General features: G+C 29.1%; 12 protein-coding genes. All 12 read right to left on the minus strand.

From position 1 onward, the window contains the following. Positions 1 to 297 precede the first annotated feature (297 nt). Positions 298 to 1,902, minus strand: a complete 1,605-nt coding sequence (locus tag B2W91_RS18240; RefSeq protein WP_291583509.1) for a CTP synthase — start codon at positions 1,900 to 1,902, stop codon at positions 298 to 300. A 400-nt stretch (positions 1,903 to 2,302) separates the two neighbouring features. After that, a complete protein-coding gene (locus B2W91_RS18245) occupies positions 2,303 to 2,713 on the minus strand; it encodes a DUF1934 domain-containing protein (RefSeq protein ID WP_291583511.1) in 411 nt (136 codons plus the stop codon). Between the two features lie 12 nt (positions 2,714 to 2,725). After that, the gene (locus B2W91_RS18250; RefSeq protein WP_291583513.1) at positions 2,726 to 3,709 is read right to left on the minus strand and encodes a tRNA 4-thiouridine(8) synthase ThiI; all 984 of its coding nucleotides are present in this window, start codon (positions 3,707 to 3,709) and stop codon (positions 2,726 to 2,728) included. Positions 3,710 to 3,955: 246 nt separating this feature from the next. Next, positions 3,956 to 4,987 (minus strand): D-alanine--D-alanine ligase family protein, encoded by a 1,032-nt coding sequence (locus B2W91_RS18255; protein ID WP_291583515.1) that lies wholly within the window; start codon positions 4,985 to 4,987, stop codon positions 3,956 to 3,958. Positions 4,988 to 5,346: 359 nt separating this feature from the next. Beyond that, a complete protein-coding gene (spoIIR, locus tag B2W91_RS18260) occupies positions 5,347 to 6,021 on the minus strand; it encodes a stage II sporulation protein R (protein ID WP_291583518.1) in 675 nt (224 codons plus the stop codon). 252 nt (positions 6,022 to 6,273) lie between these two features. After that, positions 6,274 to 7,548: a Ger(x)C family spore germination protein gene (locus B2W91_RS18265; protein WP_291583520.1), complete on the minus strand. Its 1,275-nt coding sequence runs from the start codon at positions 7,546 to 7,548 to the stop codon at positions 6,274 to 6,276. After that, on the minus strand, positions 7,538 to 8,641 hold the full coding sequence (locus tag B2W91_RS18270; protein WP_291583522.1) for a GerAB/ArcD/ProY family transporter: 1,104 nt from the start codon (positions 8,639 to 8,641) through the stop codon (positions 7,538 to 7,540). Before B2W91_RS18270 ends, B2W91_RS18265 begins: the two co-directional genes overlap by 11 nt. 24 nt (positions 8,642 to 8,665) lie before the next feature. Then, complete coding sequence (locus B2W91_RS18275; RefSeq protein WP_291583524.1) at positions 8,666 to 10,129, minus strand: spore germination protein; 1,464 nt, start codon at positions 10,127 to 10,129, stop codon at positions 8,666 to 8,668. A 30-nt stretch (positions 10,130 to 10,159) separates the two neighbouring features. Continuing rightward, a complete protein-coding gene (locus B2W91_RS18280) occupies positions 10,160 to 10,357 on the minus strand; it encodes a CLC_0170 family protein (RefSeq protein WP_291583526.1) in 198 nt (65 codons plus the stop codon). A 210-nt stretch (positions 10,358 to 10,567) separates the two neighbouring features. After that, on the minus strand, positions 10,568 to 11,410 hold the full coding sequence (ispE, locus tag B2W91_RS18285; protein ID WP_291583528.1) for a 4-(cytidine 5'-diphospho)-2-C-methyl-D-erythritol kinase: 843 nt from the start codon (positions 11,408 to 11,410) through the stop codon (positions 10,568 to 10,570). 373 nt (positions 11,411 to 11,783) lie between these two features. Then, on the minus strand, positions 11,784 to 13,346 hold the full coding sequence (locus B2W91_RS18290; RefSeq protein ID WP_291583530.1) for a DUF3794 and LysM peptidoglycan-binding domain-containing protein: 1,563 nt from the start codon (positions 13,344 to 13,346) through the stop codon (positions 11,784 to 11,786). A gap of 439 nt (positions 13,347 to 13,785) precedes the next feature. Then, positions 13,786 to 14,022, minus strand: a complete 237-nt coding sequence (locus B2W91_RS18295; protein ID WP_291583532.1) for a Veg family protein — start codon at positions 14,020 to 14,022, stop codon at positions 13,786 to 13,788. Positions 14,023 to 14,422 lie beyond the last annotated feature (400 nt).

Raw genomic sequence — 14,422 nt, forward strand, 5'->3', positions numbered from 1 at the left:
ACTTAAGCATAAATATGGATTCTACTGAAATGAATCTTTTTAGCTCATATAAAGATTTATTTAATGATTACTGAAATAGCCGGTTAGGAATTAACGAAAATTTAAAACAAGGAAAACCCATATCAAGTAGTAAAATAAATGTTTTAAGTAACGTAGGAGATGATCTATAAAACATTTTAGTTTGCAAATTTAATCAATGGACAATTGAGAATTATTGTAGAAATTAGTTTTAATCATAATTCTCAATTGTCCATTGTTTTAAGTTCTTATCATAAAATGGGGAGCTTTTTATTTATCTTATTTTTTTTCTTTAAGAGACGCTTTTATAAAATTACTAAACAATGGGTGGGGTTTATTTGGTCTTGATTTTAATTCTGGGTGGAACTGAGAAGCTACAAACCACGGATGTTCTTTTATCTCAACTATTTCTACTAATCTTTCATCAGGGCTTGTTCCACTTAATATTAATCCAGACTCTATTAATTGTTTTCTAAATTGATTATTAAACTCATATCTATGTCTATGTCTTTCGTATATCACTTCATCATTGTATGCTTCATAAGCCTTTGTACTTTTCTCTAATCTACAAGCATATAAACCAAGTCTCATAGTCCCGCCTTTTTCGTCTACTTCCTTTTGATCCGGCATTAAATCTATTACTGGATAAGACGTTTCTGGCATAAGCTCTGCACTATTGGCACCTTTAAGCCCTAATACATTTCTAGCATACTCTATAACAACACATTGCATACCTAAACATATACCAAGGAAAGGTACTTTATTTTCTCTTGCATATTTTATTGATTCTATCTTGCCTTCTACCCCTCTATCGCCAAAACCACCAGGCACTAATACTCCATCCACATCTTTTAAGTGATCTTCTACATTATTACTTGTAACCTCAGCTGCATTTATCCATTTAATTTCTACTTTAGCATCATTATTCAATCCACCATGATTCAACGCTTCAACAACTGATATATAAGCATCATGTAATTCTACATACTTACCTACTAAGGCAATTTTAACATTTCTTCTCAAGTTCTTAAGTCTATTAACCATGTCAATCCATTCACTATTATCTATAGAAGTTGAATTTAACCCTAACTTTTTACATACTAACGTATCTAATCCCTCATTATGCAACATCAATGGAACCTCGTATAAATTATCAGCATCTAAGTTCTGTATTACTGAAGAACCGTCTATATTACAAAATAGTCCTATTTTATTCTTTAGATCATCGGAAATCTCTTTTTCAGAACGACAAACAATTATATCTGGCTGAATTCCTATTGATCTTAACTCTTTAACTGAATGTTGAGTTGGCTTTGTTTTAAGTTCACCTGCTTTTCCTAAGTATGGAACTAATGTAACATGTATAAAACATACATTCTCCATTCCAACTTCATATTTTATTTGTCTTATTGCTTCTAGAAATGGCAGTGATTCTATATCTCCAACGGTGCCACCGATTTCCGTTATAACTACATCAACATCTTTTTCTTTTGCAACCCTATATACCCTATCTTTTAATTCATTTGTGATATGAGGAATTACTTGAACAGTGCCACCTAAATAATCTCCTCGTCTTTCTTTAGAAATTACTGACCAATACACTCTTCCTGAGGTTACGTTATTATTTTTACTTAAGTTTTCATCTATAAATCTTTCATAATGTCCTAAATCTAAATCTGTTTCTGCACCATCATCAGTTACAAAAACTTCTCCATGTTGATATGGACTCATTGTACCGGGATCAATATTTAAATAAGGATCAAATTTTTGTATAGAAACTTTTAGTCCTCTATTTTTCAATAACCTTCCTAAAGAGGCTGCTGTAATTCCTTTTCCTAAAGAAGAAACAACTCCACCTGTAACAAATACATATTTTGTGCTCATAATAACTCCTCCTAATTAATTTTAGCTACAAATTAATTCACCAATATTTTATAATATAGAAGCAAAAATGATGATTTTAAAAGTAACAATAATTTTTCTATTAAAATATGTTGACAAATTAAAATAGTTTTATTATAATAGGAATTACCCTATCATACAATGGGATATTTGTATTTAAAAAACAAGTACTATACTATCATAATTATTTGATTTATGCTAGTGTTTTTTTGCTTTTTATTTTTATATATTTTCTTTTGGGTTAAATACACAATTACAAACAAAATATAGCTATTTCAGAATTNNAATTCTGAAATAGCTATATTTTTTCATAAAAAATAATATAAGCTATCCTAAATAAATAGCTTATATTATTTATTAATATTATTTAAATAAACTTCTTTTACAGCTTCTTTATATTTATATCTAACGTTGTATATAGAACTTCTTGACCTTGAACTACCATCTCATATTCTATATGTACATTACCCCCATCATTAGTAACATCAATCTTTAAAGCTCTAGTTCTAAGTTTTAAAGATAATCCTCCATGAGGAGTACTATATAAAATATCTTCTTGATGATTTTTTTCAAAATTCATATTAGTAGTTATACTACCTTCTCTTATAAGAGAAAACTTTTCTTTTTCTATTTTAAATATAGTAGTAGTACCTTCCATACCTGAAACTTCTGTTTCTTCATACTTTGCATGGAATGCACCTTCTTCTTCATAAAACACTCCTGGAGTTACTACCTTAATTTCTTCTTCATCATTTTGTTTACTATTTAAAGTTATTATAGCATTATCAACCATATCTCTTCCTCACTAATTAATTATATATTTTTCAAGTTCACTATCGTTTACTGTTTTTACTTCTATTATATTATTTGATGGCTTACCATACTTGCCGTATTTAACAGTAACAAACTCTTCATCTTTTCCTTTACTATAACGTGCTGTTACTTTTGCTGCTAATTCTATATCATCTTCTGTAGGTTCACCAACTATAACTACCATTGACCCTTTGAAATCTGCTGCTAAAAATATAGTATCATTCTTACTTAAAAGATTTTTTATAATTTCTGCTTCGTCAGCTGTTCTTGTAGAAATAATCTTAGAGTTAGTATCTATCCTAAAATGTCTTCCTATTTTTAATAGTTCTAACTCTCTATCAGATGCATCTCCTTGACTTTCTAATATATCTTTTAGTCTTCTGGAATAGTTAGGCTCTGTAAGCTTGCAACCTCCTGCTGGCGATGGATATTCAACTATATTCCACTGCTTAGCAAGTTCCATTTGAACTTTTCTATTCCTTCCTTGAATGTCTAAAAGATTTTCTCTGTTTACTAATCCCTTTTCTTCCATCTCTGTAGGTGGAAGATTTTTAGCGCACAGTGGTCTTAATATTTTAGCACCTATTCCACTTTCATTTTTAACCTTATCTAAAGCACTTCTATTTTGAGACATAGGCCTTTGGTTTAAAACCTCACCTGTTATTATAAAGTCTGCATTAAACTTTTCTAACAATTCTCCACAATATCTCATCATCATTGCATGACAATCTATACATGGGTTCATATTCTTTCCATATCCATTCTTAGGTTTTTTCACCATTTTAAAATGTTCTTCACTAAAATCTATTACTTCAAGTGGTATATCAATTTGCTTAACCATCTTTTTAGCGTTCTCTTCATTAAAAAAATGTGACTTAAAGCAAATACCGATAACTTCCACGCCTTGATCCTTCATTAATTTTGCAGCTAGTATACTATCTAAGCCACCTGAAACCATTGCTAAAGCCTTTGTCATGTTCTTTCCCCCATTTAGTTCAATTTATACTTTGTCATACCTCAGTTCACAACTTCTTTTCAATTCACAATTCAAAGTTCACAATTAAGGTTGAACTTAGTTTTAATCAAACTAAGTTCTTTAATAGATTTTTTAATAAAAGTGACTGTGTCACTTTAAAAATAAATCAACTCTAAATTTCTCAGCTTTTGCTGAGAAATATCCATAATTGTGCATTGTGCATTATGAATTGTGCATTATTTAAAGTTATCTATTATTTCTTTCCACTGCAAATTCTATTAATTCACTAATTAAATTGCTATAAGATAATCCTGTTGCTTCCCACATTTTAGGATACATGCTTATACTAGTAAAACCAGGTATTGTATTTACTTCATTTAAATACACTTCCTCAGTATCTTTATCAACTAAAAAGTCTACCCTTGCCATTCCTGCACAATCTAATGATTTATATATTTTCAATGACTGTTCTCTTATAAAATCTAACTTCTTTTCATCAAGTGCTGCAGGTATCAATAATTTCGAAGCCGCATTTTGATATTTTGCTTCATAATCATAGAACTCTTTAGCAGGTATAATCTCTCCTGGTATTGAAGCCTTAGGATTATCATTGCCTAAAACTGCAACTTCTATCTCTCTAGCATTTAACCCTTCTTCTATTAATATTTTTCTATCATGTTTTAATGCCTCTTTTAAACCACCTTCAAGCTCTTCTCTGCTATGGGCCTTAGTTATCCCTACAGAAGAACCACTGTTTGAAGGCTTAACAAATACAGGATATCCTAATTTTTCCTCTATCTTCTTTATATATTCATCCTTTGATGTTTCATAATCATGGCTAGTTATAACTACATAATCAGCTTGTTTTATTCCAGCATGCTCTAATATATACTTTGTATATATCTTATCCATACAAAGAGCTGAGCTCATTACCCCTGGTCCAACACAAGGTATGTTAAGCAATTTACATAAGCCTTGAACTGTTCCATCTTCACCAAATTGACCATGTAGAACAGGGAACACTACTTCTACTTCTTTATTGAAAACAACTTTTTCCCCATTAGGGCTTTTATGAAACTCATCCTTTTCCCAATCTCCATTTTCAATATTATCTATTTTTCCTGAGTATTCAAACCATTTACCATCTTTTGCAATTCCTATTGGATATATATCATACTTACTTTGATCTATATGTCTTAATACAGAAGAGGCAGATACTCTTGAAACTTCATGTTCTGTTGATTGCCCACCAAATAATACTGCTACTTTTCTCTTCATTTAACATCTCTCCTAAATTGAAATTCATATTATTATAATACTCTTTTGTTTTAATTTGGAATCTCTATCATAATTACCGCTACAATATAGTTTATTTATTTTCACTAACTTTATCAAGGAAAATCATTAAAATTATATTTAACAATTAAAACTTTTGCTAAACTTTTGCGCTATAGCAGAGATATAGCTAACTTTCAATTATAATTTTACATACATTTCCTATAACACAAAATTTTTCACAGCATATATGCAAATAGAAAGTAGTTTACACATTAAATTTAACAACCAAAAGTGGCATGCACAATTAAATCAATTGTGCACGCCACTTTACTTTCTATATTATATTAAACTTGGGGAGTTTACTTAAACACACTTTCAAATACCTCAAAAACTTTAGATTTAATTACTATATTATTGTCATTTGAGTTATCTATTAAATCTACACCTTGGTTGCCATTAACCAAATTATTTACTTTATTATATTCTTTTTCGCTTAAAACTTCTTTCATTTGCTTTTCAGTTTCCTCATAAGCAATTGAACCCTTAGTAACATCTACAAAACAAAGTGGAGGGAACATTACACACCACCAATTTTGACCTTCTCCGCTACCTATAATTATCCTATAAGCCTCATACTTTCCTTGTGGCAAGGTTATGTTTCCATAGGTTTTAACAGGAAAATATTCATTTGATAGCGTACTTTCCACATCATAACTATACCCATTTTCATTTATTACTTCTTTTGCTATATCTAATATATTTTCATTTTCTATGTTTAATATTTCTCTCGACTCTTCAATAGATTTTGAATTATTTAATTTTGGTGATATATATTGTAAAACTCTATCCCTGACTTGAAGTTTTAATGCTTGATCATTTTCATTATCACTATTTGCTATTACATGAAATCTTATAAGCTTATCAGATATCTCATCTGTAGATACATCTGCTGCTTTAATAGAATTTGATTTATAAGCTGAAAATATTGTAATAATCACTGTTAAAGTTAATAAAATTGATATCATTTTTTTCATATTTAAATCCCCCTAATTGCTTTTATCATCATGTTACAATTATTTCCAGTTATATTTTTTATATACAGCTTTTCCCATTTTTTAATATTTATTTTTTTCAAGAGATTTAAAGCAAAATAACTAGTAAAATATGCGATGAGTGTTTTATGCCTAAATAAACTTTATACTTTCACAACAGTCAAGCTATTAGTATAAAATTATGACATAACATTTTACAAAGCATATAAACTAGTTATTTTTAACAATCAATTATTAATCTACAACTCCTACATTCATTATCTTATTATTTACATCTACAGTTATCTCAGCATTTTCGTATAAGATATTCCACTTATCTTTTATCTCTGACCATAATCCAGGTTTATATCTCTTAATATGTTCTCTAATTTCTAGCGAATCAGCTTTTATATCTTTCTGAAGATTTGCTGCTACTTTCTCTAATTCTTTTTTCATCGCCACATTTAAATCTTCTTTAATCTCATTAATATCTTTTTCATTTGAGACTTTAGCCCCTTTGTAATATCCCTTAATAGTTCCTTCATTTGTTATATTATAATTTACAAACAATTTTCCATCTTTATAATCAACCTTAACTTTACTTACATTTTCATCTATATAATAGTCAATTGGACGTCCATCTCTATATACAACTCTTTTTCCTGCCCCTAACTTGCCCCTAAGTATTTGAATATCTTGAGTTTCAACATCATTAACATATCCAATTATGCCAAAATTTCTAATTATAGCCATTCCTGAAAGTGACAAATCTTGTTTGGCTTCTAACTCTTCTTCATTTGTACTTTTCTTTTTCTTCTCTTGCATCATATCTTCTTTTTCTTTCTCTTTTTCTTTTTTCTTTCTTTCTCCTTCTGGTTTTTTTTCTTCTTCTAGTACAATATAAGGTATCATACTATCTTGCTTTTTTACATCCTCTAAATAATTATGTAAAGTAACAGGAATAATTGCTCCATACTTACTATTATTACTCATAATGCCTGAGATATAAGATTCTATATTTTCTTCCATTGTGGGTTTATAAGAAACATAATCTTTAGCCATATCTTTTACAATGACTATCATCATTGATCTATTTAAAGTAGCATCTCTTTCCACATAATCAAATACTTCTTTTAACACTTCTGGATAGCTAAATAATCTATCACTTATAACTAATAATTTCGTATGTCCAAAATGTAACGACCTACTGCTTTGAGCAATAGCTTTAAAATAAGTATCTGTCATAGAGTAACCACTCGCAGTTATAGCTATCTCCTCTGCAGTTCCTTTTTGCGGGTTTAGATTTCTTATATCAGGAAATCCATAAGTAACTTCAATAATTGATAATGGCTTTTCTGAAAAAGCTTCTTCTGACCCTATATGCTTTAGCTCTTTTACTTTATTAATATCTTCGCCTATATCTATTGCAATAGTTGATACAAAAGCCTTTCTATCTATCTCAACATTATCCCAACAACCTGTTAAAAGTAAGCACATTATAAAAATTATGAAAAATTTTTTAACTCTCATTTTCTATGCTCCTTTTCTTTTTAAGTAAACTTATTAAATAAGATATAATAATAACCACAATTATAGATATTATAAAAATCATTTTAGGCATACTAATATCTCCACTACGTATTCCTATTATGTTCTCAGGATATAATGCAGCTATATAAATAACAGGTATGAATAGTATAGATGAAATTCTTATATGCTCCAAATTTAAGGCTTTCTTTACTATATAAGAAGAAAAATAATATGTATTGCAAAAATTAGTAAAATAGAATAATATCCATAATGCCATAACTAATCCATCCCAACGTTCTAATATTCCGCTCCTTGTATTTATGGATTTAAGCATAGTTATTGTAGGAAATACCCTTTCTGCTGTTTGTTCAGCAGATAGAGTGGAAATTACGAATATAAAGGTTATAGCATAAAATAACGCTATAAAAATACTACTACTTCTAAATATTTTAGTTATACTTTCTTTTCTTTTAACATGAGGCAGCAATACAAATGCTATGCAAAAACCATTAACTAAAAAAAGTATATCCAAAGCTCCCTTTACATATGATATAGGCCTCTCCTTTAGCATTGGAAGTAACATAGTGAACTTTGAGTTTGGAATATTAAGTAGTAATATGAAAACAGTTGGAATAATCATAATCCAAAATGTAATTTCATTAAAATGTACTATATTGCTAAGTCCACCTCTTACCAAATAAACCCCTAAGAAAATCATAATTGCTATTATAAATCCCCTTGGTGTCTTTTGAAGTAAGTACATATTTATAGCATCAGCAAAAGCCCTAAGTGAAATAGATAATATATAGATCATTACAATTGCATACGCTAGGGATATTATATTTCCTAATACTCTTCCATAAGTATTATTTAAAATTGTTACAATATCTTTATAGTCATTAAGTTTCATAAGATGATTAATCATATAAAGAAGTAAAAATAATACTACTCCCATAATTAAAGCTGAAATCCAACCATCGCGGCCTACAATCTTAGCAAGAGAAGATGGCCCATAAAATACCCCTATTCCTATCATTGAAACTATTAAACTGGTAAATAATCCATGTTCTCTTATAAAATCATTGTTCTTCATTTTTACTCCTCCAACCTTAGTAATTTATTTTTGCCTTATTTTATCTTGAGGCTTCATAAATTCTGGTCTTTGTTTAAATTTTATAAAAGGAAGTCTAACATATAAGTCTTTTATATCCCTAGTAACAAGATTTACTGCTGGTGATAAATACGGTATTCCAAAACTTTCTATTCTTGTTAGATGTATTAAAAGGAGTATTATTCCAACCATAATTCCGTACAGACCCAATATGGCAGATAATATAGTAAATAATATTCTAAAGCAAGCAAAGGCACTAGTTAAATAATAGTTTGGTATTAAAAATGTGGTAGTGGCTGTTATTCCTACAACTATAACCATTATAGGGCTTATAAGCCCTGCACTTACAGCAGATTGCCCCATTATTAGCCCTCCAACTACCCCTATTGTAGAGCCTACAGGTTTAGGCAACTTTATAATTGCTTGAATCAAAAGAGCTAAGGCTAGCTCCATAAATATTACTTCAATATAAGATGGGAAAGGAACTCCCTCTCTTGAAGCTGCTATAGCATAAGCAAGCTTAGTGGGTATTATCGAAGTATGAAAAGATGTAGCTGCCACATACATTGCTGGCATAATCAATGAAATTATTATAGCAATTAATCTTATAATTCTAACACCAGATCCATTAAGCCATCTATTATAATAGTCATCGGGAGATTGCAAAAATGTGGCTAGTACTGCTGGAACTATCAATGCAAAAGGAGAACCATCTACTATTAAGGCAATTCTACCTTCGTATAAAGCTGCCGCTACCACATCTGGTCTTTCAGTACTTTGCACCTGTGGAAACGGAGTAAAACTATTATCCTCAACATATTGTTCTATATATCCACTGTCTAAAATAGCATCTAAATTTATCTTATCTAATCTCCCTTTGAGTTCTTCCAGTACTTCTTTATTTACTATGTCATCTATATACATTATTGCAACACCTGTTTTTGATCTTACACCAATCTCAGAAGATTCGATTCTAAGCCTTGTATCTTTTATTCTTCTTCTAACTAATGCAGTGTTAAATCTTAAAGTTTCAATGAAACCTTCCCTTGAACCTCTAATTACTGTCTCTCCTGAAGGCTCTCCTATACCCCTATTAGGCAATGCTCTATTTGCTATAGAATAACAAACATTCAGCCCATCTATAAATAAAATGGTGTCTCCAGATAAGACTATATCTAATCCATCACTAAGTTTATCAATTTCTTTTATATCAGAAATGGTAATCAGTTTATCTTTTATTTCACTTGGAGATTGAACTTTTATATCTCCAGTCATAAGTGGTCCCATAAGATATTCATTAAGAAGATTTTTTTCTGACATTCCATCTATATAAACAATAGCAGCTTTGTATTTATCACCTATATCAAATTCCCTATAAACAACATCTGTTGCATTTCCGAATAAATTTTTAACATACTCAATATTTTCTTTTGCACTGGTATATATGGTATCATTTATAACTTCTTTCATGCCTTGTTCTTCCTTTCACTATTTTTTAATTTATAACTTATAAAGCATTCTTATTAAGTATACAGACACTGCAAAAACCATAAGACCAATTCCTATATATTTTGCCTCTTTATAAGCTTTCATCTCATTATTATTTTTAAAATAGTCTGTATCAACGAATGCTACAATGCCACCATTTAAAATACATAAAATTAATATATATATATCAAAATTTTCCAATATCTTCATAAAACACCCTCACTTTTGCATTTTTATGTAACCTTATTGTCTACAGTAAAGGAAAAAAATATACTTTTTCTGAACTATATAAGCTCTCAAAATTAGAAATAAAAAAACATGAACTTAAAAATTCATATTTTCAAAGATAGTCTTAAATTAATCTCTAGGTATCTTAAATAAAATCACTATAAAATAAAAACGTGGATATTATCCACGTTTTTATATAGTTCTTGTTATAAAGCATTCCTTATATTTAATTTTTAGCTTTTCAAAACATCTTTGAGCTTTTAACATATCATCAAAAAAACCAAATACCGTAGGACCACTTCCGCTCATCATTGATCCTAATGCCCCTAATTTTACCATCTCTTCTTTTATATGCTTTAAAAAAGGATATTTTTTTATCGTAACATTTTCAAGTAAGTTTTTCATATTGTTACTCACAAATTCTATATCATCATTTTCCATGGCAGAAATTAATCCTTCTGTATTAGGATGCTTAAATATTTTTTTTATATCTAAAGCTTTATAAACTTCCTTAGTAGAAACTCCAAAGTTAGGCTTAACTACAACTAGTATATGATTATTGAAAGACTTTAATGGAGTTATAACTTCTCCTATACCTTCACATAGTGCAGTGCCACCTAAAATGCAGTATGGTACATCAGCACCTATTTTAAGCCCTAACTCCATAAGCTCCTCATTGCTTACATCATTTTTGTATAAATCCCTCATAGCTTTTAAAGTTGCTGCAGCGTCAGCACTTCCCCCTGCCATCCCAGCAGCTACAGGTATATTTTTAGTAATATTTATTTTAACTCCCTCAGAAATTCTATATGTATCTTTAAATAACTCTGCTGATTTATAAACTAAGTTGTTGCTATCTACAGGAAGAAAATGCTTATTACATTTAATATGTATTCCATCATCACACTTTTCAAACTCCAATTCATCATATATATCTATATTCTGCATTATCATTTTTAATAAATGATATCCATCGTCTCTTTTCCCTACTATATCTAAGGATATATTTATCTTTCCATAAGCTTTAATCTTCATCTAATTCACCACCATAAAAATATTTCTCATTAGTATAGTATAACAATTATAACAGATATATAAGCTTTTTTTAAAGAACTATTAAGTTTTAAGCATACAATTCTATCCAGTAAATATGTATTTAAAACAGTATTTAACTATTTTACTATGCTAGAATCTAATAATAATCAAAATGTAGTATTCATATCAATTCACTCACTAAATTTATAGTGGTGAACAGTGTTCATCAAAAAAAACTAGCAATTATATTGCTAGTCAAAGATAAATTCGAAGAAATTATTTTTTCTAAAAATAATTTCATCCTTAATTGTCAATTGTCCATAGTCAATTCTCAATTGGTAAAGCCACAAGGAATTATCCTTGTGGCTTTATTTTACATTACTGCTCTACCTGGGATAATCAATTTATCCATAGGTTTAATATCATTCTCTTCTTGTAATTCATTAACCTTCATAATCTCTTCCTTAGTGGTGCAATACTTTTTAGCTATTTGCCACAAGGTATCTCCTGGTTGAACTACATAAATAGTTATACTAGCTTTCTTTTTAGGCATTTCACCTTCTATAGGCATCATCTCTATCAAGAATTTTTTCTTAACTGTATATAATACCTTACAGTAACTTCTAACTATTGCTCTTACACAAATATTGCCTGCCTCAATACTAGCCTCTAACATCTCAAGACACATTTTGCATATAGCATTCATGTCTATCTTAGCACCATTTACATCAGTACTTGTAGTAAATGGTATCTCATCACTTACAGAAGCTACATAATCTTTCTCATCACTAGTGGAATATAATACATCTACCTTAAGTACTCCATCTAAAGCTACTTTATCTTCCATAATTTTTTTATCAGTAATATTAACAGTACCTGTAGCCATTATAATCTTATTTGGTCTAGGCATCTCGTTATCTAGCTCAATATCACCTTTAACTAGTGTTTCATTTCCAATATTTCCTTGGACTACGTTCATGTCAAAATCTTGCTTTTCCATTCTAATTATTTGACTTGGGGAATAAGCATCTTCTATCATTTCAACTTCATCCTTACTCATAACATTAGTAGTAGTCTTAACCAAAAATTCTACTTCTAATATTCTATTCTCTCCCATATCATCTTCTTTAACTTCACATTCAATTGGATGAATTAAAAAATCTGTATTATGTTCCATTCTTTGTGATATTTTTTCTACGTCTAGTTCCTTTGTTAATAGCACATTTTCACTTACACATATAAGTTCTCTAGAATTTTTAGCTTTATATAGTACTTGAACGTTAGCAACACCCTCTATATGAATTCCACCATCATAGAGTCTAATATCTTTTTTACCTAGTGTAATAAAGCATTTAATTATTCTGCCTATCTCAGGCTTATCCATATCTATCTTAAAGTCAGTTCTACCTATAATTTCCCCGTGAAATTGTCCTACAACCTTATCTACTATCATAGGATTTTTTAAGAATTGAATGTCGTTATTGCTATCAACATGCTTAACTATTTCAAAACTGTTCTTTTTAATAACTTCACATTCAACATTCATAACACCTTGAATACAAATTTTTCTCTCATTAACTATTATGCAATGAATATGTTCCATATCTGCCTTTGCTTCACAGAGCATATCGCCTGTTGCATCTGGAGCATCAAGATTAGTATTAAATTTAGTATTATAAGTAATTGCATGAGCTTCAGTATTCTCATCTTCCCTAGCCATATATAAAACATTAAACTGAATTTGACCTTCTACTACTACTTTTCCATTCATTACTTCTCTACTAGTAACTAACGGCGTTGCATCAAGCATCAATATTTCAGTTACATCTGGAAGAGTATCTGGTACTACGTATTCTTCTTTTATAACTATATCTTGAGATTTTTCACCTAACGATTGTTCATAGTCTATATTGTCTTTAACTAGATTCAAATCCATAACTTAATCCCTCCTATAAATACCTACTAATAATTTATATATTTCTCTCAATAAAAATATGACTGAAATGCAAAACAATAAACTCTCATTTTCGTCATATTACGATAATTTAAATATTTTTTTTAATTTTTTTTATTATTTTTGTTGACATTTGTCGATATTTGTTTTATTATAAAGATGGTTATTGACCATATAACCTCTCATAAATTCTCAATACCCTTTTATACCATAGCTGAAAGATGGATACCCCATCTTTCATTTTTTATTTAGATATAAATTTCAATTTGTTTATATTAACATATACTAAAATAAGATGGCTACTTAAATATGTAGCAAATATACAATAATGAATATAATTTAAAATCTAATCTAATTAACATAAAAAAAAGAAAAACGATACATAAAACATGTATCGTTTTTCTTTATTTATGTCTAAACCTTATCCAGCAAATACTAATTGAACAGTCTTTGTTAGTACATCCGAATAACTGTATGTAACAGTCCTCTGAGATCCGTTCTCCAATCTGATGACAAAAATACTATCATAAGTTTTTTCTAAAATTCCATCATTTATTAGTATTTTCCTTCTGCCACCATTAGCTTTTAATGTTACCTTCTCGCCAACATGACGTTCAATATCTTTCTTAATTGAAGTCAGTATATCCCTTCTTTGCATGGTAAACACCTTCTTTCATCTTATATTATACGCCCAAAATACATTTATGTCAAAATAAAACTTATAATTTTATCACTTTTAATTAATCGTTGTCAATAATAATTATAGGGGAAATTCTTTGATAATTTTATAACTAAATTATGTTTGCTAAAGATTGGTTTAATTTTCATGTGTTTTTAAATATGAACTCACTTGTGTAACTTTAGTATGGCTGTATTTGAAGATTACTATACTTATATAATTTTTATTCTTAAATTATTAACAATTAACAAAATTTATGTTAAAGCCGTCTTTAACATAAGAACAAAAGTAAGAGTACAAATAAAAATTGAAAATGAAGGCTTCATATAGGGATACAATGCTAAAATTTAATATATCCTCTGGAAAATAAGTTTTCTAT

Source organism: Clostridium sp. UBA6640, from assembly GCF_002455975.1.
In the GTDB taxonomy this organism is placed as follows: Bacteria; Bacillota; Clostridia; order Clostridiales; family Clostridiaceae; genus Clostridium_J.

Bases quoted from the DNA above. Each gene is read 5' to 3' on its own strand.
- B2W91_RS18240 (WP_291583509.1), bottom strand. From the start codon at position 1,902: ATGAGCACAAAATATGTATTTGTTACAGGTGGAGTTGTTTCTTCTTTA.
- B2W91_RS18245 (WP_291583511.1), bottom strand. From the start codon at position 2,713: ATGGTTGATAATGCTATAATAACTTTAAATAGTAAACAAAATGATGAA.
- B2W91_RS18250 (WP_291583513.1), bottom strand. From the start codon at position 3,709: ATGACAAAGGCTTTAGCAATGGTTTCAGGTGGCTTAGATAGTATACTA.
- B2W91_RS18255 (WP_291583515.1), bottom strand. From the start codon at position 4,987: ATGAAGAGAAAAGTAGCAGTATTATTTGGTGGGCAATCAACAGAACAT.
- spoIIR (WP_291583518.1), bottom strand. From the start codon at position 6,021: ATGAAAAAAATGATATCAATTTTATTAACTTTAACAGTGATTATTACA.
- B2W91_RS18265 (WP_291583520.1), bottom strand. From the start codon at position 7,548: ATGAGAGTTAAAAAATTTTTCATAATTTTTATAATGTGCTTACTTTTA.
- B2W91_RS18270 (WP_291583522.1), bottom strand. From the start codon at position 8,641: ATGAAGAACAATGATTTTATAAGAGAACATGGATTATTTACCAGTTTA.
- B2W91_RS18275 (WP_291583524.1), bottom strand. From the start codon at position 10,129: ATGAAAGAAGTTATAAATGATACCATATATACCAGTGCAAAAGAAAAT.
- B2W91_RS18280 (WP_291583526.1), bottom strand. From the start codon at position 10,357: ATGAAGATATTGGAAAATTTTGATATATATATATTAATTTTATGTATT.
- ispE (WP_291583528.1), bottom strand. From the start codon at position 11,410: ATGAAGATTAAAGCTTATGGAAAGATAAATATATCCTTAGATATAGTA.
- B2W91_RS18290 (WP_291583530.1), bottom strand. From the start codon at position 13,346: ATGGATTTGAATCTAGTTAAAGACAATATAGACTATGAACAATCGTTA.
- B2W91_RS18295 (WP_291583532.1), bottom strand. From the start codon at position 14,022: ATGCAAAGAAGGGATATACTGACTTCAATTAAGAAAGATATTGAACGT.